The sequence below is a fragment of the Glycomyces paridis genome (genome assembly GCF_004912155.1).
In the GTDB taxonomy this organism is placed as follows: domain Bacteria; phylum Actinomycetota; class Actinomycetes; order Mycobacteriales; family Micromonosporaceae; genus Glycomyces; species Glycomyces paridis.
This window is the reverse complement of the sequence record NZ_STGX01000015.1, coordinates 123,957-146,209: the sequence shown is the minus strand read 5'-3', so window position 1 is coordinate 146,209 and position 22,253 is coordinate 123,957. Positions and strand designations below refer to the sequence as shown.

Here is a 22,253-nt window from a genome sequence, read left to right as displayed (position 1 = left end):
CCTGGCGCTTTGCCCGCCGGGCCGGGCGGGGGTGCTAGTGGTCGTAGGTGACGAGGACGGGGGCGTGGTCGGACCAGCGGGCGTCGTGCGTGGCGGCGCGGTCGACCCAGGCGGTGCGGGCCTTGCTCGCGAGGCCGGGGGTGGCGACGTGGAGGTCGATGCGCCAGCCGGCGTTGTTGTCGAAGGCGCGGCCCCGGTAGGACCACCACGAGTAGGGGCCTTCGACGTCGGGGTGGAGGGCGCGGACGACGTCGACGAGGTCGCGGTTGTCGTACAGGTCCGAGAGCCAGGCGCGTTCTTCGGGGAGGAATCCGGCGGTCTTCTTGTTCGCCTTCCAGTTCTTCAGGTCCGCTTCGGCGTGGGCGATGTTCCAGTCTCCGCACACCAGGAGCTCGCGGCCGCTCTTGCGGGCGGTGGCGGCGGCTTCGGTGAGGTAGTCGGCGAAGGCGGCCATGAACCGTTCCTTCTCGACCTGGCGGGGCGTGTCGGTCTCGCCTGAGGGCAGGTACAGGCTGGCGACGGTGAGGCCGGGGAGGTCGACTTCGGCGTAGCGGCCGTGGGTGTCGAACTCGTCGGAGCCGAAGCCGATGCGGACGGCTTCGGGTTCGGTGCGGGTGAGGACGGCGACGCCGGCGCGGCCTTTGGCGGCGAGTGAGGGGGCGAGCGTCCAGTGCCAGCCGCCCGCCGCGCGCGCCTCGTCGGGGATTTGGGTGTCGTCGGCGCGGACTTCCTGGAGGAGGACGACGTCGGCGGTGAGGCCGGTGAGCCAGGGGACGATGCCCTTCTTGGCGGCGGCGCGGATCCCGTTGACGTTGGCGGTGGCGATGGTGCGCATCGGCCCACCCTAACGCGCGGGGCCGACGGTTCGGGTGAGCGGCGCGTGGCCGGTGAGGGAGCGAGGGTGGGGCGGTGCCCCGACCCCATACACTCGTCGTCATGAAATCGGTGGCGGGTGTGCGGGCATGGGTGCGTTGGGCGGCGGCCGCGCTGGCCGGGGCGGTCGCGTGCCTGGCGGTCGCGGCTCCGGTGTCGGCGGCGCCGGAGGATCGGGAGGCGGCCGGGGTCGTCGTCATCGGCATACCGGGCCTGGCGTGGTCGGACATCGACCCCGAGGCGACCCCGCATTTGTGGGGGATGGCCGGGACGGGCGCTTCGGCGGCGATGAGTGTGCGCACGATCGGGTCGTGGACGTGCCCCGAGGCGGCTTGGGTGAGTCTGGGTGCGGGGGAGCGGGCCGGTGGCGCCGCTCCCCGGGACGCCCAGTGTGTGGCGCAGTCGCAGATTCCCGCTCCTGAGGAGGCGGGCGGGTCGTGGACGGTGGGTGCGTGGGAGGCGCTCATCGAGGCGAACTCGGCGTACAACTACGGGGCGCGGCTCGGTTCGCTCGCCGATGCGATCGCGATCTCGGCGGCCGAGCAGGCCGAGGCCGCTGAGGAGGCGGCCGAGCACGGCGAGGAGGCGCCGGTGGCCGAGCCGGGCTCGTGTGTGGCCGGGATCGGGAACGGGGCCGCGCTGGCGGCGGCCGATACCGAAGGGCGCGTGGCGTTCTGGGCGCCGACCCTGGATTCGCTGGGGGCGGCGATGGCCGCGTGCGACATCGTCGTGGTCGACCCCGGTGTCGTGGTGGGCGACAGTGAGGACCGGGCGCCGGATGCGACCACCGACTACGACCAGCTCGGCTCCGACGACACCGAGGTCGGCGACGAGCCTTCGGTGCCCGAAGGGGAGCACCCCGGTGAGATCGTGCCCGACGCCGACCCTGTGCGGGTCAGTGCCGCCAAGGCCGCTGACGCGGCGGTCGGGCGGGTGGCCGGCGATCTGCCCGGGGACTGGCGGCTCATCGTCGCCGGGATCGCCGACGCTTCGGCGCCCTCGGCGCTCCACCCCGTCCTCTACACCGGGGCCGGGGTTGAAGCGGGCGGCCTGACCTCGTCCACGACCGGCCGCGACGGGTATGTGCAGCTGGTCGACATCACCGCGACGGCCTTGTCGGTCGTCGGCGCCGAACTGCCCGCCACTGTGGCCGGCGCTCCCGTCACCGTCCTGCCCGACCCGGACCGCACCAGCGAGGCCGCGGTCCGCGCGGGCGTGGACGAGACCGCCGCGGCCACCGCCGTCGCCACGGTCGACTGGTGGTTCTACGCCGTCGTGTCCTTCCTCGGGTGCGTCGCGGTCGGCTTCGCCGTTTGGCTGCTGCGGGGCGGCGACCGGTGGCGGCGGACCGCGCAGACGGTGTGCGTGGCGGTTGCGGCCGTCCCGGTCGCGGGCGTCGCCGCCGGCATCCCGCCGTGGTGGCGCTCGGACCAGCCGGCGCTGGTGTTCTGGGCCGTCATCGCCGCGGGCGTCGCGCTGTTGACGGTGGCCGCGAGTCTGCCGCAGACGCGCACCGGCGCCCGCCCGGCCCTCGTGGTCGCGGGCGCGGCGGCGGCGCTCATCGTCGCCGACCAGGTCTCGGGCGCGACCTGGCCCCTGCACACTCCCATGGGCTACACCGCGCAGGTCGGGGCCCGTTTCACCGGGCTCGGCAACTACGCGTTCAGCGTCTTCGCCGCCGCCGTCATCCTCCTCATCGCGTTCGTGCCCTGGCGGGGGCGCTCGCGTATCTGGGGGCCCGTCGCGCTGGGCCTGGCCGCCGTCGTCATCGTCGGCGCCCCGATGCTCGGGCGCGACATGGGCGGCACCCTCACCCTCGTGGCCGCGGTCATCCTCACCTGCCTGCGCCTGTGGGGCCGTCGCCTGACCGTCGGCGCCGTCGCCCTCGCCGGGTCGGTCGCCCTGGCGGCGTTCGCGATCGGCGGATTCCTCGACTACCTGCGGCCCGAAGAGGACCAGACCCACCTGGGCCGGTTCATCGGCTCGGTCCTCGACGGCACCGCCGCCCAGATCGTCGTCCGCAAAGCCGACGCGTCCCTGTCGACCATCGGCAAACCCCTCACCTGGGTGTGCCTGGCCGCCCTCATCGGCGCCTACCTCATCTGGCGGCGCCGCGCCCCGATCCGCTCCGACCGCGTCGGCGCCGCCGTCGTCGGCCTGGCCGCCGTCGCCCTCATCGGCGCCCTCGTCAACGACTCCGGGATCGCCATCCCCGGGTTCACCGCCACCGTCGGCTTCGGCCTCCTCGCCGTCGCCGTCGGCCCCCTCCCCGGGCCCCGGACCGCACCCGAGACCGCCGAAACGACCGGAGTACCCGAACGGGCCTGAGGCGCCGCGTCCGCTCACGGCCGAGAGGATGCGGGTATCGTGAGGCCCATGCGCGTGGCCACGTGGAACATCAACTCGCTCAAAGCCCGACTCGACCGGCTTCTGGCCTGGCTCGCCGGCGCCGACTGCGACGTGGTGTGCCTCCAAGAACTCAAATGCGCCACCGACGACGTCCCCGTCGAGGCGATCGCCGAGGCGGGGTATGCGACGGCCGCGTGGGGGACCGGGCGCTGGAACGGCGTCGCGATCCTCTCGCGTATCGGCTTGGACGACGTGCGGCGCGGCATCGCCGACCAGCCGGCCTTCGGTGACGCCGTTGAGGCGCGCGCGATCACCGCGACGTGCGGGCCCGTCCGCGTCCAGTCCCTCTACATCCCCAACGGCCGCGACGTCGCCGACGCGCACTTCCCCTACAAGCTCGCGTTCCTCAAGGCCCTCGCCGCCGACGCCGCCACCGACGCCGCCGGTGCGCTCCCGTTCGCGGCGATGGGCGACTACAACATCTGCCCCACCGACGACGACATCTGGGACGTCGAGGCCTGGACCGCCACCACGCACATCACCCCGCAAGAACGAGCGGCGCTGGCGGGCGTCGGTGCCGCCGGTCTCGCCGACGTGCACCCCCGCGCCCTCAAGTACGATCAGCCGTTCACGTTCTGGGACTACCGCAACCTCGACTTCCCCAAGAACCGCGGCCTGCGCATCGACCTGGCCCTGGCCAACCCCGCGTTCGCCGCCGCGGTGACCGACGCCTACGTCGACCGCAACGAACGCAAAGGCAAAGGCGCCTCCGACCACGCCCCCCTCGTGATCGACCTCGACCTGTAACCGACCGTCCGGAAGGCACCGCTCCCCACCGTGCGCAACAAAATCCTCCCCGTCGTTCTCCTCGCCGCCCTCCTGGCGCTGTTCCCCGTGCCGGCCAGCGCCGAGCCGGACGAGGAGACACTCGAAGCCGACCTGGCCGAGGCCATCGCGGCCGTCAACGACGCCCAAGAGCAGGTCGAGGCCGCCGAGGACCGCGCGGCCGACCTCGAAGGGCAGATCGAGGAGACCCAGGCCCGGTTCGACGAGCTCAAGGCCGACCTCAACGAGTACGCGCTGTACCTGCACACCGAGGGCGACCTCCAGCAGACGAACGCGATCTTGTCCTCGACCGATTCGCGGTCGCTCATCGACGCGATGACGTACACCGGGTTCCTCGGCAACGAGCGGGCGGCGCTGCTGGCCGAGGCCGGGGAGGTCTTGGACGAGTTGGAGGCCGAGCAGGCCGCGCACGCCGACCAGGTCGCCGACGCCGCCGAGGCCCTCAAGGACGCCGAAAAAGCCCAAGAGGACCTCGAAGAGGAACTCGAGGAGCTGCGCGCCGAGGAGGCCGCCGGTCCCGGCTCCGACGGCGGCGCTCCGGCGGCCGAGAGCGGCCCGGGATCAGGCGGTGGGTGCACCGAGGACGATCCGACGACGTCGGGGTGCCTGACGCCGGCGACGCTGCACGTGTACAACGAGACGAAAGAGGCCGGGTTCGACCACTACGTCTCGTGCTACCGGTCGGGCGGCTCGGGTGAGCATCCGCTGGGGCGGGCGTGCGACTGGGCCGCGAACGCCTCGGGGTTCCAGGACGTCGACGCGTCCGGCGACGACAAGACGTACGGGGACCAGTTGGCGGCGTGGTATGTGAACAACGCCGACGCGCTCGGGGTGGAGTACGTCATCTGGTACCGCCAGTTCTGGTCGCCCGGTTCTGAGTGGCGGTCCTATTCGGGGGTCAACGGGACGCCCGCGGGCGACCACACCAACCACGTCCACGTCTCCGTCCGCTGACGACCGGTAAGGAAGCGCATATGAGTGTCGATGTTCGCGGCCAGTTCCTGGAGGCGGCCCGCACGGGCCTGGACCTCCTCGGCGCCGAAGCGGTGCGCGAGCAGTGGGGGGAGCCTTCGGCGCTGGAGGGGTTCACCGTCGGCGGCCTCGCCGCGCACCTGGCCGGGCAGGTGCTCGCGGCCGCCGAAGCGCTCGACACCGACTACACCGGCCGCCCCCACAAGACCCTTTATGAGCATTATTTCGAGGCGGCCTGGCTCGACGGGGACCCCTCCAGTGCGTCGAACACGAAGGTGCGCGCCGGCGGGGAGACCCTCGCCGAACACGGCCCCGCGCAGGTGCAGGCGAGCGCCGAAGCGGCCCTGACCGTCCTCGCCGAACGTCTCCCCGCGCTGGCGGTGGACGCGGCGGGCGGGAACCCGTATTGGGTGTACGCGACGACGTTCGACGACTTTCTGGTCACGCGCATCATGGAGCTCGTCGTCCACGCCGACGACCTCGCCTGCTCCGTCGGCGTCCCGACACCCGAGTTCGGTCAGGCGCCGTTCGACACCGCCGCCGCGGTCCTGGTGCGCCTTGCGGCGCACCGGCACGGGCAGGCCGCGCTCGTGCGGGCCCTGGCGCGCACCGAACGCCACCCCGGGCCCGTCTCCGGCCTGTAGTGCACGAGCGGCGACCGGCGGTCACCGGGTAGGGTCGCGGCCATGGTCTCCCCGCCGATCCCCACCGTCCGCCGCGCCTGGTTCGCCGCCCTGTGGCTCGCCGTCGTCCTCGCCGGGCTCATCGGCGCGGTGTGGGCGGTCGCGTGGGCTCTGGAAGGCGGGCCGCAGCCGAGTACGGCGACCGTGGCCGAGGCGACGCGCCTGGACTTCCCCGAGGGCACCGAAGTGCTCGAAGCGGACCTGTCGCAGATGGAGACGCCGATGCCCGGCGACCGGGCCGAGGTCACCGTCGCCGTCCCGGCCGCGGCGTTCGGCGAGTTCCTGGAAGCCAACGGCATGGAGGCGCCGCTTTTGGCCGGTGCGACCCCGGCCGGGAACGCCTCGGGGATCATCCCCGCCGCCTGCGGGGACGACGCCTGCTACACCGCGACGATCGTCGTCACCGACGAGCAGGTCACCGTCGATCTGGCGGTGACGCTCCTCTAGAGCGCGAACAGGGCCGGCTCGCCTCTTTCGAGGGTCAGCAGGCGCTCCTTGCGCCACAGGCCCCCGGCGTACCCGGTGAGCTTCCCGTCGGCGCCGATGACGCGGTGGCAGGGGACGATGATCGCGATCGGGTTGCGCCCGTTCGCCAACCCGACCGCCCTGACCGCTTTGCGGTCGCCCAGCGCGATCGCCACGTCCATGTACGAGCAGGTCTGGCCGTAGGGGATGCGCGACAGCTCGGCCCAGACCCGCCGCTGGAAGTCCGTACCCGTCGCCGCCAACGGCAGGTCGAAGTCCTTCAGGTCGCCGGCGAAGTACGCCTCCAGCTGTTCGAGGGCCGCTTCCAGGACCGGCGTGGCCCGCTCGGGACCCCAATGGTCCGGTATCTCCTCGACGCCCATGTGGACGTGCGTCAGGCCGTCGACGGTGGCCGCGACGGCCAGGAGCCCCAGCGGGGAGTCCATCGTCAGGTGTGTGGTGCTCATCGTTCGCTCAACTCCACTTCGTCGGTCACGGGCAGGTCGTTGGTCGGGTGGGCGCTGGCCGCCCACAGGTACTGGACGGCGTAGGAACGCCACGGCCGCCACGATTCGGCACGCTCGCGCAGGTCCCGGCCGGTCCCCAACCCGAGGGCGGCGGCGCCTTTGAGGACGCCGAGGTCTGCCGCGGGGAACGCGTCGGGGTCGCCCAGGGCCCGCATGGCGATCATCTCCACCGTCCACGGGCCCACGCCGGGCACCGCGGCCAGGTCCGACCGGGCCTTCGCCCAGTCCGCGCCCGGCCCCAGGTCGATGCGCCCCGCCGCCAGCGCCGTCGCGAGGCCTTGGAGGGTGCGGCGGCGGGCGTGGGGCATCGGCAAATACGCGGGGTCGGCTTCAGCGAGGGCCGCGGCGGTCGGGAAGAGGCGGGTGAGCCCGCCTTCGGGGTCGGCTACGGGATCGCCGTAGCGTTCGGCGAGGCCGGCGGCGACGGTCGCGGCCGAAGCGGTCGCGATCTGCTGGCCGATGACCGCGCGCAGCGCGTACTCCTCGGCGTCGGCTTTGCGCGGCACCCGCCGCCCCGGCGTCGCCGCCACCAACGGCCCCAGAGCAGGGTCGGCGGCGAGCGCTTCGGTGGGGGCGTGGGGGTCGGCGTCGAGGTCGAGCATGCGGCGGCACCGGGCGACGGCCGCGGTGACGTCCCGCAGGTCGGCCAGGCGCAGACGGCACTCGATGTAGCCGGGGGCCGGGCGCAGGGCGGCGGTGGCCGGGCCGTGCGGCAGGCGCAGGGTGCGCCGGTAGGCGCCGCCTCGCCATTCCTCGACGCCGGGGGCGGCGGCCGCGGCGAGGTGCCCGAACAGGTTCGAGGCCTCGAACGGTTCGCGGTAGGCCAGGCGGACGGTGATGGCGCCGCCGCCGGTCACCGTGCCGGTCCGTTTGGCGCGCATCCTCTTTGTGCGCAGTTCGGTCGGGGCGCAGGCGAAGACCTCGGCGACGACGCGGTTGAACGCCCTGATCGAGGCGAACCCGGCCGCGAACGCGACCTGGCCCATCGGCAGGTCCGTCGACTCGATGAGGGTGCGGGCGACCTGGGCCCGCTGGGCGCGGGCGAGGGCGGCCGGTCCGGCGCCGACCTCGGCGATCAGGAGGCGTTCGAGCTGGCGCAGCGAGTACCCCAGGCGCCGGGCCAGGCCGGCGGCGCCGTCGCGGTCGACGACGCCTTCGCCGATGAGGCGCATCGCCCGGGCGCACACGTCGGATCGCCAGTCCCAGGCGGGGGAGCCGGGGGAGGCGTCGGGGCGGCAGCGTTTGCACGCCCGGTAGCCCGCGTCCTGCGCCGCCGCCGCGGACGGATAGAACCGTTGGTGGTCCTTCTTGGGTTTGACGGCCGGGCAGGAGGGGCGGCAGTAGATGCCGGTGGTGGTCACGGCCAGGAACACCCAGCCGTCGAAGCGGGCGTCGCGGCCGGCGACGGCGGCCTGGAGCCGGTCGGTGTCGCCGATGATCGCGGTGAAGTCCATGCCCTCAAGGGTGCCCTCGGGCACCGACAAGCGCTAGCCAGAATGCGACATCACGATTCGGGCAGGTGGAGGCGGTCGACCGCCTCGCGCGAGCGCCGGGCCGGGCGCCGGTCGTAGCGGGCCGTGGTCGCCGGGGAGGCGTGCCCGACGAGGGACTGGGTGATGGCCAGGTCGACGCCCGCGTCGAGGAGCTCGCCGATGAAGGTGCGGCGGAAGTCGTGGGGGGTGTGGCGGCGCTGGCCGGCTTCGACGAGGCGTTTGGTGAGGAGGTCGGCGATGGCCTGGCCGGTCATGGCGGCGAGCTGGTTGCCGGTGCGGCGCAGGCGCCCGGCCTTGTTGATCGGGCAGAACAGGGCGCCCGGGCCCAGGCCGCGCACGGCCGTCCACCGGTCGATGCGGGCCTGGGCGGCCTCGGTGACGTAGACGGCGCGTTCCTTGTTGCCCTTGCCGACGATGCGGATGGACCGTTCGGCCGTGTCGTAGTCGGCCAGGCGCATGGAAGCGATCTCGGCGCGCCGGCACCCGGTGGTGTAGAGGGTGGCCAGGACGGCGCCGTCGCGGGCGCCGGCGGGGCCGGGGTCGGCGTCGCAGGCGTAGAGGGCGGCGGCGAGGGCGTCGGCGTCGACGGCCTGGCCCACGGGCAGGCGCTGGGCCTTGACCGGTTGGAGGTCGCAGGCCCGCTGGTAGTCGTCGGCGGCCATGAGGTCGAGGCGCCAGGCCTCTTTGAGGACGCGGCGCAGGGCCGCGAGGTGCTTGTTGACGTAGGCGCCCGACCAGCCCAGATCGATCATGGCCGCCCGCAGCCGCGAGGTGTGCTCGTAGCGCAGCAGGTGCCACGGCTGGCCTTCACCGGTGACGGCGCCGTCGCCGGCGAGGAGGGCGGCGATGCGGTCGAGGCACCCGCGCATGGTGCGCCGCGACTCGGCCGAGCCGAGCGAGTCGAGGTAGGCGCGGTAGGGGTCGGCGGCCGGTGCGAGCGCGGCCGGGTCACTCCAGTCGCGGCCGGCGATCGCTTGGGACATGCCCTCCACGTTAGACCCCGGGGCGCTCACGCGGCGGCCATGTCGCGCAGGACGCGGACGGTGCGCAGGTTCCGGGTCGTGGTGTCGATCCCGGCGAGGGGCCGCCAGAAACCGGACCGGTCGAGTGTGGAGACGCCCAGGCCGTCGGGGTAGTGCACCCACACCTCGGTGCCGGCGGTGTGGGCCTCCTCGCGGCGCCCGGCCGGGACGGTGAGCGTCTGCGGGGCCGCCTCGGACAGGAACGTGACGGTGACCTTCGCCGGGTCGAGGTCGCGGCCGGGCCACGGGTCGGCGGCCAGGACGGCGGCGAGCTGGGCGGCGGAGCGGACCATGACCGGCACGGTGTGCCCGAACCGGTCGGCGATGAGCGCCTTGAGGGCCGATGCGACCGCGGGGGCCTCCAGATCGGAGTCGACGACGGCGTTCCCCGACTGGATGTAGGTGCGGGGGCGGCCGAACCCGGCCGCTTCGAGCGCCTCGCGCAGCTGGGCCATCGGCACGGCGCGGTGCCCGCCGACGTTCACTCCGCGCAGCAGCGCCGCATAGGTGGTCACATCCGCCTCCTCGGTCCCGGTAGGGAACGAACCTACCCCGGAGGTGCGACAGGGCCGCGGCGGCGGCATGGCAGGATCGGCGACTATGGCGTTCCACACCACCACCCTCGCCGTCCACACCGGACGCCGCGAGACCGTCCGCAACCTCACCGGCGAATGCGAGTCCTTCCTCGCCGACGTCGGCGCCCGCGAGGGCCTGCTCAACGTGTTCGTACCCCACGCCACGGCCGGGATCGCCGTGATCGAGGCCGGCGCCGGCTCCGACGAGGACCTCCTCGACGCCCTCGGCGACCTGCTGCCGCGCACCGACCGGTGGCGCCACCAGCACGGCTCGACAGGGCACGGCAGAGACCACGTCCTGCCCGCGCTGTGCGCCCCCTACGCCACGCTCCCGGTCGTGTCCGGCCGCCTCGCCCTGGGCACCTGGCAGTCGGTGCTGCTGGTCGACACCAACCGCGACAACCCCGATCGGACCGTGCGCCTGACGTTCCTGGGCTGAACCGGTCCCCGGCGCCGAGAGGCGCCGGGAACCGGCCGTCAGGCCGCCTCGGACAGGCGCCGCCACTGGTCGGCGTCGAGCTTGAGCGCCACGCCCGCGACCGCCTCCTCCAACTGCGCGACCGAAGAGACGCCCACCAACGGCACCACCGGCGCCTCGTGCCCGACCAGCCACGCCAGCACCACCTGGTTGCGCGTCGCGCCCGTCTCGGCGCACACCGCGTCCAACGCCGCCAGACGCGCCGCCGTACCCGGATGGTCGTAGTGCTCGCCCAGCGGCTTCGCAGCGTTCGCGTACGCCCCGCTCAGCAGCGCCGAGTACGTCAGGATCGCCATGCCCGGCGTGCCGGCCACGAAGTCGAGGTCGGTCGGGGCCGCGTGCACGTGCCCGCCCTCCGGCAGCGGCGCCTCCGGGCGCGGCTTGAGATACGAATACCGGTTCTGCATCGCCGTGTAGGCCGCCCGGCCCTGGGCCGCGGCGACCTGCCGCGCCCGCTCCACCCGCCACGCGGTGTGGTTCGAAGCCCCCACCGCGAGCGCCTTGCCCGAGGCCACGGCCGCGTCGAAGCCCGCCACGGTCGCCTCAAGCGGCGTGTCGCGGTCGTCGCGGTGGGACCAGAACAGGTCCACGCGGTCGGTGCCCAGCCGCGCCAGGGACGCGTCGAGCTGCTCGCCGATCCGGCCGGGCGTCAGCGGCTCGGAGTGGTCGAGGCCGCCGCCGGGCACCGTCGGACGACGCCCGACCTTGGTGGCGACGACGAGGTCGTCCCGGTTGCCCCGCGAGGCCATCCAGCGGCCCAGCAGCAGCTCGGACTCATCGCCCGTACCCCCGTCGATCCAGAACATGTAGCAGTTGGCCGTGTCGATGAAATTGCCGCCCAAGGCAACGAACCGGTCCAAGATCGCGAAACTCGTCGCCTCGTCCTGGACGCCGCCGAGGGCCATCGCCCCCAGGCACAGGCGCGAGACGCCGATCCGGTCCGGTCCCAATGCGATCCGCTCCACGGCGGACCTCCGATCTGTCGAAGTCATTGACGCCCCGAACGGTAGGACCTGGAGTGAACTCCAACGCAAACCCGCAGGTGAGAGGCGGCTGCGCACGGAGGGGCGGGGCGCGCGTATCCTCGGTGAGCGTGGACACCACCGCCCCCGGCGCCTACACGATCGGCGAATGCGCCCGCCGATCCGGCTTCAGCATGGACACGCTGCGCTACTACGAGCGCCTCGGCCTCATCGACGACGTCGCCCGCACCCCCACCGGCCAGCGCCGGTTCAGCGACGAGCACCTCGAATGGCTCGGCGTCCTCAAATGCCTGCGCGACACCGGCATGCCCGTCGAGCAGATGTGCCGCTTCGCCGACCTCGCCCGCTCGGGCGACCACACCATCGGCGAGCGGATCGCGCTCTTGGAAGACCACCGCGTCGCCGTGGACGAGCGCATGGCCGACCTCGTCGCCAAACGCGACTACCTGCTGGGCAAGATCGACTACTACCGGTCCGTCCTGCCCTAAAGGCGTCGACACCGGGGCCCGGCCGCGGCGATACTGGCGCCGTGCACCACCGCGAACACGCCGCCGCGATCGCCGAACGACTGGCCCGGGAGGAGACCGGCGCGCTCGGGGTCGCCCTGGTCGGCTCGGTCGCCGCCGGCACCGACCACCCCGACTCCGACATCGACCTCATCGTCGCCGCCGCGACCGACCCCGGGGTGCGCGTCACGCACGTCGAGGGCCGCATGGCCACCCTCACCCGGAAAACCCCTGCCGACCTCGCCGCGGCCTTCAGTGACCCGGCGCAGGCCCCGGCGGCCGTCCCCGCCTGGCGCAGCGCCCGCATCCTCACCGACCCCGGCGGCCACCTCGCCGCCGTGCAAGCCCGGGCGCTGGCGTGGACGTGGGAGCAGGTCGGGGCCGGCGCGGACGACTGGGCCGCAGGGCAACTCGTCGGCCTGGCCGAGTAGGCCCACAAGGTCCACGGCATGGCCGCCGCCGGGCGGGCCCGCGCCGCCGCGGCCAACCGGCTGATCCTCGCCCTCGCGCTCGCCTGGCCCCTGGCCGTGGCGAACCGGCTCCTGGTCGATTCGGAGAACGACCTGTGGGACGCCGTCGCCGTCGCCGAAGGCGACCGGTGGGCCCTGGCCTGGGACACCGCCGCGGGCCTGGCCGCGGCGACCCCTGAGGCCGCCTGCGCGGCGGCCCTGGACCTGTACGGCCTCGCCGCCGACCGCCTCGCGACGCATCTGCGAGGCACCGACCGGGCCGTGGTCGAGACCGCGGCCGCCTTCAGGGGCGTGCGCGAATCGATCACCGGCCGCGACCGGTCCGACACCTGATGCGCCCACCATTGAGGCATGACCCCCGCACCCCTGCTCGCACACGCTTTTCCGCGTCGTCTGCCGCCGGTCGTCGCCGCGGTCCGGACCCTGCTGTGGATCCAGTTCGGATGCAGTTTCGGCCAGTGCTGGCTTCTGGTCCTGCCCGGTTACGCCGTCACCAGCGGTTCCGCCCATGCCGGCGACCCGCCCGGCACCACCTCCTGGTACCTCACCGGCATGCTGGTGTACGCGCTCGCGCTCGTCGCCGCCGCGCCGCAACTGGCCGTCCAGGCCGTCCGCACCGCCGACCGTCCCGGGCCGGGCCTGTACCGGTGGACGCTCGCCGTCCTCGCCGGGCCCCCGGTGGTGCTCGGGGTCCTCGCGGTCGCCGCGGCGGCCTCCGATCACGTCCTGGCCGCGTCCGCGCTCGGCTCGGCGGTGTTCATGGGCGCCGTCTACCTGCCGGTTCCGGTCGCCGCCGCGGTCGGCATGGCCACCACCGGCGCGCGCGCCTGGTACCGCACCGGTCCGCTCAGGACTCCAGCAGTGCGGCGATGAGCGCTTCGCCGTCCGGCCAGGGCCCGTACCCGGTCTTCGTGTCCACGTGGCCGGCGTCCCCGGCGTCGACCAGTCGTGCGCCCCAGGCGAGTGCGTATGCCTCGGCGTCCTCGTAGTCGCAGTACGGGTCGGTGCGGGAGGCGACCAGGACCGCGGGGAACGGCAAGGGCGCCAACGGGACCTCGGGTGCGCCTGCGACGCCTTCGAAGCACGGGGGCGCCACCAGGAGCGCCCCGCGCACACCGCCGCCGGTGGCGGCCCATTGGACGGCGGTGACGCAGCCGGCCGAGTGCGCGACCAGGACCGCCGGTTCGGCGTCGGCGGCGACCGCCGCGGCGAGGGCGGCGACGCGTTCGGCGTACACCAGGGGCGTCCCCGGCTCGGGTGCCCAGGCCCAGTCCGGGTGGGCGGCGGCCCAGCGGCGCATCCAATGGTCGTCGCCGGGTATGCCGCGGCCCGGTACCAACAGGACCCGTGTCACCGCGGGGCCTCGCCGATGAGGGCCCGTGCATAGTTGACCGTGGACCGCTGGTAGCGCGGCAGGGTCGGGGCCAAGGCGATCAGTGCGACCGCGAGGCCTTCCCTGTCGCGTCCGAGTTTGGCGAGGGTGAGCGCCTCGCACATCGCCACGGCGCCGTCGTACTCGTCCGAGCCGCGGCCGCGCTCTTCTGCCAGGATCGCCAGTGCCCGTTCGGGGTCGCCGGTCTCGCGCAGCGAGGACGCCATCTGGATCGACACGCGCCGGCGCCGCACGCCCGACAGGCCCGCGGCCACGGCCCGCTCGTAGTAGCCGACGGCCGCCTCGGTGTACCCGGTCGAGTCGTGCGCGCCGCCGACTTCGAACAAGGCGACCGGGTCGCCGGGGTCGCATTCGGCGGCCAGGTCCTTCATCGCCTGGACGAAATCGTCGCGGTCGACATCGTCGAGCCGGTCCCACAGGGCGGCGCAGCGCGCCTGCCACTCCTCGGTTGCCATAGCAGCGAACCCTACCCGCCGCCAGGGGCGTTCACGTCACGGTGAAGGCGTCGTTGAGCGACCCGAGCGCCCCCAGCAGCGCCCACCGTTCGGCCTCGTCCAAGACCGCGTACACCGGTTCGTCGCGGCGGTTCGTGTCCGCTTCGATCGCCGTCCGCTGCGGCCCGGCCCCCAGCGCCTGGATGCCCTCGACGGTCAGGCCCGCGTCCGCCCACGCGGCGCGGTGGGCGTCGGCGCGGTGGTGGCGCAGGGCCTCCAGGGCCGCGGCCAGACGCGCGGCCGCTGTAGCGTCCGGGGCGACCCAGTACGGCGTCAACGCCGCGAACACGGGCCCGCCGCTGGCGCGCCCGGCCTCCAGGAGCCGCTCCACCAGCGGCAGCGCCGTCTCCACGGCGGCGAGGCCCGGCAGGGACGGGCTCGGGCGAAACGACCACAGCCGCTCGGCGACACCCGACAAGGCAGCGTCGGCCTCCACGACGACGGCCCGGCCCAGTGCCGTCAGCTCCCACGCGCCGCCCGATCGCGCCATGAGACCCCGCGACTCCTCCGCGTCCGCGTCGAAACCGAAGTAGACGAGGCGGGCGGCCAGCGCTTCTTCTGGTACCGGGTGGTCCAGGAGTGCGCCGTAGGCGTCGATCTCGGCGCCCGGGCGCAGGTCCCGGGCCGCGTACAGGGCGCGGACGTCGTCGCGGGCGCCGTGGCGCACCGCCACGTGCAGCCGGTCGATCACGGGGCGGATCACGGCGGCGAACGACATGGGGGACTCCGATCGGTTGGCGTGCATACAATCGGACCCATGATCGCACGACCGGCGCTCGACGCCCTGGCCGCCGAGACCGCGCGGCTGTCGCGCGAGCTCGCTTCGGTCACCGACTGGGGCGCCCCCACCCGCTGTGCCCCGTGGGACGTCGCCGCGCTGACCGCGCACCTCACCGTCGCCATCGGCCGCCTCGACGCCATGCTGGAGGCGCCCGAGCCGGCCCGGGCGACCGTGGACGCCGCCGCGTACTACCGGCCCGACCAGCGTTTCTCACCGGAAGCGAACCAGGACCGCGTCGACACCGCCGCGGACCGTGCGAGCGCCGGGTCGGCCGATTTCGACGCCGTGACCGCCCGTGTCCTCGCCCGCTGCCGGACCGAGCCGCCGACTCGGCGCGTCACGACCCGCCACGGCGACGCGATGACCCTCAACGACTTCCTCACCACCCGGGTGGTCGAGGCGGCCGTGCACGGCATCGACCTCGCCGACGCCCTCGGCCGGCCCCGCTGGACCACGCCTGAAGCGGCCGAGGTCGTCGCCGCGCTGCTGCTGGGGCCGGGCCACCGCGCGACGTTGGCCGCGCTCGGGTTCGAGCCGGTGGCGTTCATCGCCGCGGCCTGCGGCCGCGACCCCTACCCGGCCGAGGCCAGGGCCCGAGCCGAAGCGCTCGGCGCCCGCCGCCTGGCCCTCGGATTAGCACCCGGCGGCGACGTCCAGGAGCGCGTCGCGTTCGGCCTCGTCGACGCTCAGGTGCCATTCGGTCTTGACCTCGACCCACGCCCATGCGTAAGCGCACCAGACCGCCTCGTCCTCGGGCATCCACTCGGCGGGGTCCTGGTCCGACTTCGAACGGTTCGAGGAGGCGGTGACCGCGATCAGGTGCCACGCGTTGCCCGTCCAGTTCGCGTACGACTGGCGGTCCTCGGTGGTCCACTCGCCCGCACCCGACCCCCACGCCTCCTTCAACGGCACGAAATGGTCGATGTCGAGGTCACCCGAGTCGGTCACCGTCTCGCCGTCGTACATCGACACCCACTCGCCGGACATCGCACCGTCGCAGTCGGCTTCACTCAACGCGCCGGTCCGCTCCTGGGCGACCAGCACGTCGTCGCGCGCATCGCATCCGTTGCCGTCGTCGTCCCGCCAGTGCGGGAACAGCGACCGGTCGTAGCCCTCGTTCGCCTCCGCCGCGACCGTCAGCGCCTCGATGGAGGCGGTCAGGGCCACGGCGTCCACGGTCACCGTGAACGGCGCGGTGGCGCTGAAGTCGTCCGAGACCTGCGAGCCGGTGCCGGTGCCGGCCGGGGCGCTCGTCGCCTCGTCGAGCAGATCGGCCACGTCCTGGCAGCCGGCGACGAACACCAAGGGCAGCAGGAGGACAAGACGCGAGACGCGCATGGGGCAACCGTCCTAACAGAACCGGGGCGAAACGGTGCGGCGTGCACCGCAGGTGTCCGCAACGTAACACGCCCGCACCCCGTCGCGACAGCCCCGGCCCTGCTAGATTCCCCCGAATGATCGTATGGCTCAACGGCACCTTCGGCGCCGGCAAGACCACCACCGCGAACCTCCTCAAAGACGCCCTCCCCGCCCGCGTCTTCGACGCCGAGCAGATCGGCTACCTCCTGCGCCCCATCATCGGCGACGTCCCCTGCCACGACTTCAAGGAGTGGGACCCCTGGCGGGGCCTGACGGTCCAGACCGCCCGCCAGGTCCTCGACTTCGTCGGCGGCACCCTCGTCATCCCCCAATCGGTCCTCCAACGCCACTACTGGACCGAGCTCATGGACGGCTTCGCCGAGGCCGGCATCCCCGTCCGCGCCTTCACCCTCCACGCCGACCGCGAGGTCTTCGAGGCCCGCGTCGAAGCCGACCGGGACGAGCCCACCGCCGTGCGCTGGCGCCTGGAGCACCGCGACGCGTACGAGGCGGCACTGGAGGAGTGGATGCGGGAGGCGACAACGGTGCTCGACACGACCGGGCGCACGCCCGGGGAGGTCGCGGCGCTCATCGGGCGACACGTGGGGGAGCGATCCGGGTAACGGCCTGAAAACGTCACACCCGGGCGAGACGATGGGACCGAGAGCCACAACGAACGGCAAAGGAGCCCGCCATGGCCTACCTCGTCCTCATCGGCACCCGAAAAGGCCTCTTCACGGCCACCAGCGACGACCGCGAAGCATGGGTCCTCAAGGGCCCGCACGGCCTTGACGCCGACGGCTACACCGCCGTGTCGGAGATCTTCGCGACCGCCGCCGACCCCGCCACCGGCCAGATCCTCGTCGCGGCCGACTCCCCGCACTTCGGGCCCTCCGTCTGGCGCTCCGACGACCTCGGCGCGACCTGGCACGAACCGAACGCCGCCCCCATGTCCTTCCCGCAGGGCCTGCCCTACCGGCCCCTCGACTACTCCGAGACCGCCGGCATCGACCAGCCCGAGTCGGACAAGACCAACACCGTCAAACGCGTCTGGCAGCTCGCGTTCGGCCCCCAGGAGGGCCGCGTGTGGGCCGGGGTCGAGCCGACCAGCCTGTGGCGCTCGGACGACGGGGGCCGGACCTTCGCGTTCAACCAGGCCCTGTGGGACCACCCCCAGCACACCACGTGGGCCTCGGGCGGGGCCGGGCCCGCCGTGCACACCATCGTCACCGACGCCGAGGACCCCGCGCACGTCATGATCGCCATGTCCTCGGGCGGCATCTACGAGACCCGCGACGACGGCGACTCCTGGCAGGGGGTCACCAAGGGCATCACCGTCGACTACGGGCCCGACCCCGAACCCGAATCCGGTCACTGCATCCACAAGGTCGCCCGCACCGTCGACGGCACCTGGATCGCCCAGAGCCACGGGCCGGTCTGGCGCACCGAAGAACCCGCGTCGGGGTGGACGAACGTCTCGGCGACCCTCCCCTCCGACTTCGGGTTCGCCGTCGTGGCCCACCCGACCGAGCCGGGCACGGCGATGGTCTGGCCCGTCCAGGCCGCCATGGACCGCTTCCCGCCCGACAAGCGCATCGCCGCGTGGCGCACCGGCGACAACGGCGACACCTGGAGCGCGTGGGGGACCGGCCTGCCGACCGACCCGTACTTCGGCAACGTCATGCGCGACGGCGCCTGCACCGACGGCGCCCCCGACCCCGGCTGGTACTTCGGCACCCGCTGCGGGGACGTGTGGGCCGCCGCCGACGCCGACGGCCGCTGGCACCAGGTCGCGGCGCACCTGCCCGACGTCCTGTGCGTGCGAGCGATCGCGATCCCCTGATGGCCGCCGTCGACGTCAAGATCCCCGCCGCCTTGGCCTCCGAGTGCGGCGGGGCCCGCCACCTCACCGTCGAGACCGGCCCCGAGGCGACCCTGGGAGACGTGCTCGCCGCGATCGGGCGCACCCACCCGCGCCTGGAACGGCGGCTGCGCGACGAGGCCGGGCGCCTGCGCCGCTTCGTCAACGTCTACGTAGGCGACGAAGAGTCCCGCCGCCTCCAAGGCCTGGACACACCCGTCGAAGGCCGCGAGATCCAGATCCTCCCGTCCATCGCCGGAGGCGCCTGACCTCCGCACACGCCGAGGGGCGCCGCACCACGTGCGACGCCCCCGCAAAACTCCGTACTAGGACTTGCCGTTGATCGAGACGACGTCGACGACGAACACGAGCGTCTCGTTCGGGCCGATCACCCCGCCGGCACCGGCCGCGCCGTAACCGAGGTGCGGGGGGATCACGATGAGGCGGCGGTCGCCGACCTGCGCGCCCACCAGGCCGTCGTTCCAGCCCTGAATCACCGGCGCCGAACCCAGCGGCTCCACCGCGAACGGCTGCGCGCCGCGGTTCCAGGACGCGTCGAACTCCTTGCCGTTGGACCAGTTGAAGCCCGCGTACTGGACCTCGACCGAGTCGCCGGCCTTCGCCTCGTCCCCGGCGCCCTCGACCACGTCGGCCACGAACAGCGCCGCTGGCGCCGCCGCGTCCGGCACTCCCACGACCGGCTTCGACCCCGTGTCCTGCGACACCGACACCTCGACACCGTCACTGATCTGCACCACGTGCGACTCCCCTTCGTCTTCGTTCCCGGCACCGGCGGCACCGCATCCGGCCAACAGCCCCACGCTCACACACGCGGCGGCCACCGACTTCCACCATCGATTCACCAGGCTAACGGCCACCGAGGGAACCTACCACCCGCCGCCTGCGGACCCGCTCGCCTATCCTTGAGCGCGACCGCACCAGGAGGGACGCATGCGACCGACCACCGAGGAGACCGCCCACGGCGGCGACGTCACCGACCTGCTGCGCGAACTCACCGTCCAACTCCGGCTCCTCAACCACCAGGTCTCCGACCGGCTCGGCCTCCAAGACGTCGACCTCGAATGCCTCGACCTCATCGACCGCACCGGCCCCCTCACCCCCTCCACGCTCGCACGCGCCGCCGACCTCCACCCGGCCACCGTCACCGGCGTCCTCGACCGCCTCGAACGCGCCGGATGGATCCGCCGCGAGCGGGCCGCAACCGACCGCCGCGCCGTCCGCCTCGTCGCCGACCCCGACCGCAGCCGCGACGTCCTCGCCCTCTACGCCCCCCTGCGCGACGCCGTCGCCGCGATCTGCGCCGACTTCGACACCGACCAGCTCGCGACCGTCGCCGCCTTCCTCGCCCGCGCCGCCGCCGCCGGAAAGACCGCCACCGACGCCCTCGCCGCCGGTCAGTAGGCCACCGCCACCACCCGCCGCGACTGCCCCCGATCCGCAAGGGCCGCGAGCATCGCCGCCGCCAGGTCCGCCCGCCCGATCGTCCAGCCCCCGCGCGGATTCGCGTCCAACGCCGTACGCCACCGCCCGCGCGGCGCCTCATCGGTCAACCGCGGCGGACGCACCACCGTCCAGTCCAGACCCGAATCCCTCACCAGGTCCTCCATCGCGGCCAAATCCGCATAATGCTCGGCCAGCACCCGCTTGACGATCACCGCCAAACGCCGCAGCACGAACCCGTCACCCGGATCATGACGCGGCTTGTCCGGACGCACCGCAGTCTTCACCGTCCCGATCGGCGCCGCCGACAGCACCACCAGACGCCCCACCCCCGCCTCGCGCATCGCATCGAGAACCGCACCGGTCCCCGTCGTCGCCACCCCCGCCGTACCCCGCCCGGTCGCCCCCAGCGCCGAGACCACCGCATCAGCACCCTTGAACGCCGCCGCCAGCGCCGCCGGATCGGGATCGGACAGGTCCGAACGGACCGCCTCCACACCCGCAGGCAGACGCTCGGGGCTGCGCACCACCGCCACCACCTCGTGCCCGGCCGCCCTGGCCTGCTCCAACACCAACCGCCCGGTCGCACCGGTCGCGGCGATCACCACCAGTCGCATGCACACCACTCCTCAACTCGATTCTACGAAAACCATATTATCTCGTCTTCGTAGCAAACAGTCCTCACCTCCCGACGACCACCGACTACGCTGCAAAGCACACACCGCACAAGGAGCACCCCGTGACCGTCCCCGCCGCCCCCACCACCACCGGCCCCATGCACCCCCTCCGCCGCGCCCTCACCCTCTGGGGCGCCCTCATCGCCCTCATGTGGCTCCTGCTCATCATCGACTGGGTCACCCCCGGCCGCCTCATCGACTACGGCGTCCACCCCCGCACCCTCGACGGCCTCCTCCCCGGCGTCCTCGCCATGCCCTTCCTCCACGTCGGCATCGCCCACCTGTTCGCCAACTCCGTCCCCCTCGCCATCCTCGGCACCGTCACCGCCCTCCGCGACTGGAAGGGCATGTGGACCGCGCTGGCGGTCACGCTCGTCGTCTCCGGGCTCGGCGTGTGGCTCGTCTCCCCGGCCTACACCGTCACCGTCGGCGCCTCGGGCATCGTCTTCGGCCTCTTCGGCTACCTCCTCGGCCGCGGGGTGTTCCTGCGCAAGATCGCCGACCTGCTCATCGCGCTGCTCGTCGTCGCCGCCTACGGCTCGATGATCTGGGGCGTCTTCCCCTCGGTGCCGCAGGTGTCGTGGCAGGGCCACCTCTTCGGGTTCGCCGCCGGCGTCGGCACCGCGTTCCTCACCGCGCGGGCCCGCACGATCGCGGCCGCGACCGGGGCCGGCGCGTGAGCGCGCCCTCGGGGTTCTCCTACAAGCGCCGCTCGGACGGGACCGTCGTCATCGTCCACCGCGGGCGGGCCGCCGCCACGCTGCGCGGGGGCCGGGCCGCGAAGTTCCTCGCCGAGATCGACGGCGAGGACGACCAGCTCGTCATGGCCCGGTGGACCGGCTCCTACAAGTTCGGCAACGAGCGCATGGGCAAAGACCACCCCCGCAACCAGGGACGATAGGCCTCAGGGCGTCTCGCCGATCGGCGGGACGCCCCTGTGCCATAATAGTGCTAACATCCTAGTGAAATAGAGAAAGTTGTGATCGACTTCCACCTCGAACCGCGCTCCGGCGTCGCCCCCTACATGCAGCTCGTCCACCAGGTCCAGCAAGCACTGCGACTGGGCATGCTCACCGTGGGGGACCAGCTCCCCACCGTCAAACAAGTCGTCTCCCGCATCGCCATCAACCCCAACACCGTCCTCAAGGCCTACCGCGAACTCGAACGCCAAGGACTCGTCACCCCCCGCCCCGGCCGCGGCACCTTCGTCACCGCCACCCTCGCCGGCACCGACCCCGACACCCACACCGAACTCAAAACCGAACTCCAGCAATGGATCACCCGGGCCCGCACCGCCGGACTCGACGACGACGCCCTCCGAGCCCTCTTCGACACCACCATGAGAAGGAACGCCAACGCACCATGAACACCCCAGTCCTCACCGCAGAAGCGCTCACCAAGCGCTACGGGCCCCACCCGGCCCTCACCGACGCCACACTCGACGTCCCCTCCGGCCGCATCGTCGGCCTCGTCGGCCCCAACGGCGCCGGCAAGTCCACCCTCCTGGCCCTCGCCGCCGGACTCATCCGACCCACCTCCGGCCGCATCGAAGTCCTCGGCCGCACCCCCGGCGCCGACGACGCCCAGATCGCCCGCGTCGGCTTCGTCGCCCAAGACACCCCCGTCTACGCCGGCCTCACCGTCGCCGACCACCTCACCCTGGGGGAGAAGCTCAACCCCAACTGGGACAAGACCATCGCCACCGACCGCCTCCACCACATCGGCCTCGACCCCAAGAAGAAGGCCGGACGCCTCTCCGGCGGCCAGAAAGCGCAACTCGCCCTCACCCTCGCCGCCGCCAAACGCCCCGAACTGCTCATCTTCGACGAACCCGTCGCCGCCCTCGACCCCCTCGCCCGCCGCGCCTTCCTCCAATCCCTCATGGAGTTCGTCGCCGACCTCGACGTCTCCGTCATCCTCTCCTCCCACCTCATCTCCGACGTCGAACGCGTCTGCGACCACCTCGTCATCCTCGCCGAATCCCG

The 22,253-nt window shown here is 73.1% G+C and carries 30 protein-coding genes and 1 pseudogene; 19 read left to right on the top strand and 12 right to left on the bottom strand.

Annotated features, from left to right (window positions below):
• Positions 1 to 34 precede the first annotated feature (34 nt).
• The gene (locus E9998_RS19315) at positions 35 to 835 is read right to left on the bottom strand and encodes an exodeoxyribonuclease III (protein ID WP_136531323.1); all 801 of its coding nucleotides are present in this window, start codon (positions 833 to 835) and stop codon (positions 35 to 37) included.
• Between the two features lie 101 nt (positions 836 to 936).
• Here E9998_RS19315 and E9998_RS19310 point away from each other — a divergent pair, with 101 nt between their 5' ends.
• From E9998_RS19310 to E9998_RS19290, 5 genes are read left to right on the top strand one after another with little or no spacing between them, the layout of a single operon-like run.
• A complete protein-coding gene (locus tag E9998_RS19310; protein ID WP_136531322.1) occupies positions 937 to 3,201 on the top strand; it encodes a hypothetical protein in 2,265 nt (754 codons plus the stop codon).
• A gap of 48 nt (positions 3,202 to 3,249) precedes the next feature.
• Positions 3,250 to 4,029, top strand: coding sequence for an exodeoxyribonuclease III (locus tag E9998_RS19305; protein ID WP_136531321.1), 780 nt, complete (start codon positions 3,250 to 3,252; stop codon positions 4,027 to 4,029).
• Between the two features lie 30 nt (positions 4,030 to 4,059).
• Complete coding sequence (locus E9998_RS19300) at positions 4,060 to 5,022, top strand: VldE C-terminal domain-containing protein (RefSeq protein WP_136531320.1); 963 nt, start codon at positions 4,060 to 4,062, stop codon at positions 5,020 to 5,022.
• Between the two features lie 20 nt (positions 5,023 to 5,042).
• Positions 5,043 to 5,684 (top strand): maleylpyruvate isomerase N-terminal domain-containing protein, encoded by a 642-nt coding sequence (locus E9998_RS19295; protein WP_136531319.1) that lies wholly within the window; start codon positions 5,043 to 5,045, stop codon positions 5,682 to 5,684.
• Positions 5,685 to 5,726: 42 nt separating this feature from the next.
• Positions 5,727 to 6,170, top strand: a complete 444-nt coding sequence (locus tag E9998_RS19290) for a hypothetical protein (protein WP_136531318.1) — start codon at positions 5,727 to 5,729, stop codon at positions 6,168 to 6,170.
• On the opposite strand, the gene E9998_RS19285 is transcribed toward E9998_RS19290, so the two are convergent.
• The 4 genes from E9998_RS19285 to E9998_RS19270 are packed head-to-tail and all read right to left on the bottom strand — an operon-like array spanning position 6,167 to position 9,745.
• Positions 6,167 to 6,655 (bottom strand): methylated-DNA--[protein]-cysteine S-methyltransferase, encoded by a 489-nt coding sequence (locus E9998_RS19285; protein WP_136531317.1) that lies wholly within the window; start codon positions 6,653 to 6,655, stop codon positions 6,167 to 6,169. The genes E9998_RS19290 and E9998_RS19285 overlap by 4 nt on opposite strands.
• Positions 6,652 to 8,169: an AlkA N-terminal domain-containing protein gene (locus tag E9998_RS19280; protein ID WP_192907124.1), complete on the bottom strand. Its 1,518-nt coding sequence runs from the start codon at positions 8,167 to 8,169 to the stop codon at positions 6,652 to 6,654. Before E9998_RS19280 ends, E9998_RS19285 begins: the two co-directional genes overlap by 4 nt.
• Before the next feature lie 50 nt (positions 8,170 to 8,219).
• Positions 8,220 to 9,191: a tyrosine-type recombinase/integrase gene (locus E9998_RS19275; RefSeq protein ID WP_136531316.1), complete on the bottom strand. Its 972-nt coding sequence runs from the start codon at positions 9,189 to 9,191 to the stop codon at positions 8,220 to 8,222.
• A 26-nt stretch (positions 9,192 to 9,217) separates the two neighbouring features.
• On the bottom strand, positions 9,218 to 9,745 hold the full coding sequence (locus E9998_RS19270; protein ID WP_158299884.1) for a DUF1697 domain-containing protein: 528 nt from the start codon (positions 9,743 to 9,745) through the stop codon (positions 9,218 to 9,220).
• Between the two features lie 85 nt (positions 9,746 to 9,830).
• Here E9998_RS19270 and E9998_RS19265 point away from each other — a divergent pair, with 85 nt between their 5' ends.
• On the top strand, positions 9,831 to 10,244 hold the full coding sequence (locus E9998_RS19265; RefSeq protein ID WP_136531314.1) for a secondary thiamine-phosphate synthase enzyme YjbQ: 414 nt from the start codon (positions 9,831 to 9,833) through the stop codon (positions 10,242 to 10,244).
• A gap of 38 nt (positions 10,245 to 10,282) precedes the next feature.
• Here the strand turns inward: E9998_RS19265 and E9998_RS19260 are convergent, their stop codons facing one another.
• Positions 10,283 to 11,248: an aldo/keto reductase gene (locus tag E9998_RS19260; RefSeq protein WP_240037681.1), complete on the bottom strand. Its 966-nt coding sequence runs from the start codon at positions 11,246 to 11,248 to the stop codon at positions 10,283 to 10,285.
• Positions 11,249 to 11,370: 122 nt separating this feature from the next.
• Between E9998_RS19260 and E9998_RS19255 the strand changes: the two genes are divergently transcribed.
• Genes E9998_RS19255 through E9998_RS19240 form a run of 4 tightly spaced genes read left to right on the top strand, consistent with a single transcriptional unit; the run spans position 11,371 to position 13,115 of the window.
• Complete coding sequence (locus E9998_RS19255) at positions 11,371 to 11,754, top strand: MerR family transcriptional regulator (RefSeq protein WP_420842456.1); 384 nt, start codon at positions 11,371 to 11,373, stop codon at positions 11,752 to 11,754.
• Between the two features lie 41 nt (positions 11,755 to 11,795).
• Positions 11,796 to 12,203, top strand: coding sequence for a nucleotidyltransferase domain-containing protein (locus E9998_RS19250; RefSeq protein WP_136531311.1), 408 nt, complete (start codon positions 11,796 to 11,798; stop codon positions 12,201 to 12,203).
• 18 nt (positions 12,204 to 12,221) lie between these two features.
• Positions 12,222 to 12,575: a hypothetical protein gene (locus E9998_RS19245; RefSeq protein WP_136531310.1), complete on the top strand. Its 354-nt coding sequence runs from the start codon at positions 12,222 to 12,224 to the stop codon at positions 12,573 to 12,575.
• An 18-nt stretch (positions 12,576 to 12,593) separates the two neighbouring features.
• Entirely contained in the window at positions 12,594 to 13,115 is a 522-nt protein-coding gene (locus E9998_RS19240) for a hypothetical protein (protein ID WP_136531309.1), read from the top strand.
• On the opposite strand, the gene E9998_RS19235 is transcribed toward E9998_RS19240, so the two are convergent.
• From E9998_RS19235 to E9998_RS19225, 3 genes are read right to left on the bottom strand one after another with little or no spacing between them, the layout of a single operon-like run.
• Entirely contained in the window at positions 13,090 to 13,596 is a 507-nt protein-coding gene (locus tag E9998_RS19235; protein ID WP_204745539.1) for an RBBP9/YdeN family alpha/beta hydrolase, read from the bottom strand. The genes E9998_RS19240 and E9998_RS19235 overlap by 26 nt on opposite strands.
• Positions 13,593 to 14,090, bottom strand: coding sequence for a tetratricopeptide repeat protein (locus E9998_RS19230; RefSeq protein ID WP_136531308.1), 498 nt, complete (start codon positions 14,088 to 14,090; stop codon positions 13,593 to 13,595). The genes E9998_RS19235 and E9998_RS19230 overlap by 4 nt, the downstream gene beginning before the upstream one ends.
• 31 nt (positions 14,091 to 14,121) lie before the next feature.
• Positions 14,122 to 14,847, bottom strand: a complete 726-nt coding sequence (locus E9998_RS19225) for a hypothetical protein (RefSeq protein ID WP_136531307.1) — start codon at positions 14,845 to 14,847, stop codon at positions 14,122 to 14,124.
• A gap of 39 nt (positions 14,848 to 14,886) precedes the next feature.
• Here E9998_RS19225 and E9998_RS27165 point away from each other — a divergent pair.
• Positions 14,887 to 15,390, top strand: a pseudogene (locus E9998_RS27165) (maleylpyruvate isomerase N-terminal domain-containing protein); the annotation flags it as partial.
• Between the two features lie 153 nt (positions 15,391 to 15,543).
• Here the strand turns inward: E9998_RS27165 and E9998_RS19215 are convergent.
• Positions 15,544 to 16,248, bottom strand: a complete 705-nt coding sequence (locus E9998_RS19215; RefSeq protein WP_136531306.1) for an HNH endonuclease family protein — start codon at positions 16,246 to 16,248, stop codon at positions 15,544 to 15,546.
• 116 nt (positions 16,249 to 16,364) lie between these two features.
• Here E9998_RS19215 and E9998_RS19210 point away from each other — a divergent pair, with 116 nt between their 5' ends.
• The 3 genes from E9998_RS19210 to E9998_RS19200 all read left to right on the top strand — a co-directional run bounded on the left by E9998_RS19210 (position 16,365) and on the right by E9998_RS19200 (position 18,399).
• On the top strand, positions 16,365 to 16,892 hold the full coding sequence (locus E9998_RS19210) for an AAA family ATPase (RefSeq protein ID WP_136531305.1): 528 nt from the start codon (positions 16,365 to 16,367) through the stop codon (positions 16,890 to 16,892).
• 71 nt (positions 16,893 to 16,963) lie between these two features.
• Positions 16,964 to 18,112, top strand: coding sequence for a beta propeller repeat protein (locus E9998_RS19205; RefSeq protein WP_136531304.1), 1,149 nt, complete (start codon positions 16,964 to 16,966; stop codon positions 18,110 to 18,112).
• Positions 18,112 to 18,399, top strand: coding sequence for a MoaD/ThiS family protein (locus E9998_RS19200; protein WP_136531303.1), 288 nt, complete (start codon positions 18,112 to 18,114; stop codon positions 18,397 to 18,399). The genes E9998_RS19205 and E9998_RS19200 overlap by 1 nt, the downstream gene beginning before the upstream one ends.
• A 57-nt stretch (positions 18,400 to 18,456) precedes the next feature.
• Here E9998_RS19200 and E9998_RS19195 read toward each other — a convergent pair whose 3' ends face one another.
• Positions 18,457 to 18,888, bottom strand: coding sequence for an FKBP-type peptidyl-prolyl cis-trans isomerase (locus tag E9998_RS19195; protein WP_240037679.1), 432 nt, complete (start codon positions 18,886 to 18,888; stop codon positions 18,457 to 18,459).
• A gap of 193 nt (positions 18,889 to 19,081) precedes the next feature.
• On the opposite strand from E9998_RS19195, the gene E9998_RS19190 reads away from it, so the two are divergent.
• Positions 19,082 to 19,552, top strand: coding sequence for a MarR family winged helix-turn-helix transcriptional regulator (locus E9998_RS19190; protein WP_136531302.1), 471 nt, complete (start codon positions 19,082 to 19,084; stop codon positions 19,550 to 19,552).
• On the opposite strand, the gene E9998_RS19185 is transcribed toward E9998_RS19190, so the two are convergent.
• Positions 19,546 to 20,208: an NAD(P)-dependent oxidoreductase gene (locus E9998_RS19185; RefSeq protein ID WP_136531301.1), complete on the bottom strand. Its 663-nt coding sequence runs from the start codon at positions 20,206 to 20,208 to the stop codon at positions 19,546 to 19,548. The two genes, E9998_RS19190 and E9998_RS19185, sit on opposite strands and share 7 nt — an antisense overlap.
• A 122-nt stretch (positions 20,209 to 20,330) precedes the next feature.
• Here E9998_RS19185 and E9998_RS19180 point away from each other — a divergent pair, with 122 nt between their 5' ends.
• The 4 genes from E9998_RS19180 to E9998_RS19165 all read left to right on the top strand — a co-directional run.
• Positions 20,331 to 20,948 (top strand): rhomboid family intramembrane serine protease, encoded by a 618-nt coding sequence (locus E9998_RS19180; RefSeq protein ID WP_204745538.1) that lies wholly within the window; start codon positions 20,331 to 20,333, stop codon positions 20,946 to 20,948.
• The gene (locus tag E9998_RS19175) at positions 20,945 to 21,169 is read left to right on the top strand and encodes a hypothetical protein (protein ID WP_136531300.1); all 225 of its coding nucleotides are present in this window, start codon (positions 20,945 to 20,947) and stop codon (positions 21,167 to 21,169) included. Before E9998_RS19180 ends, E9998_RS19175 begins: the two co-directional genes overlap by 4 nt.
• Positions 21,170 to 21,247: 78 nt before the next feature.
• Positions 21,248 to 21,634, top strand: a complete 387-nt coding sequence (locus E9998_RS19170; protein ID WP_136531299.1) for a GntR family transcriptional regulator — start codon at positions 21,248 to 21,250, stop codon at positions 21,632 to 21,634.
• On the top strand, positions 21,631 to 22,253 hold a 623-nt coding region (locus tag E9998_RS19165), incomplete at its 3' end, for an ABC transporter ATP-binding protein (protein WP_136531346.1). The genes E9998_RS19170 and E9998_RS19165, both read left to right, overlap by 4 nt.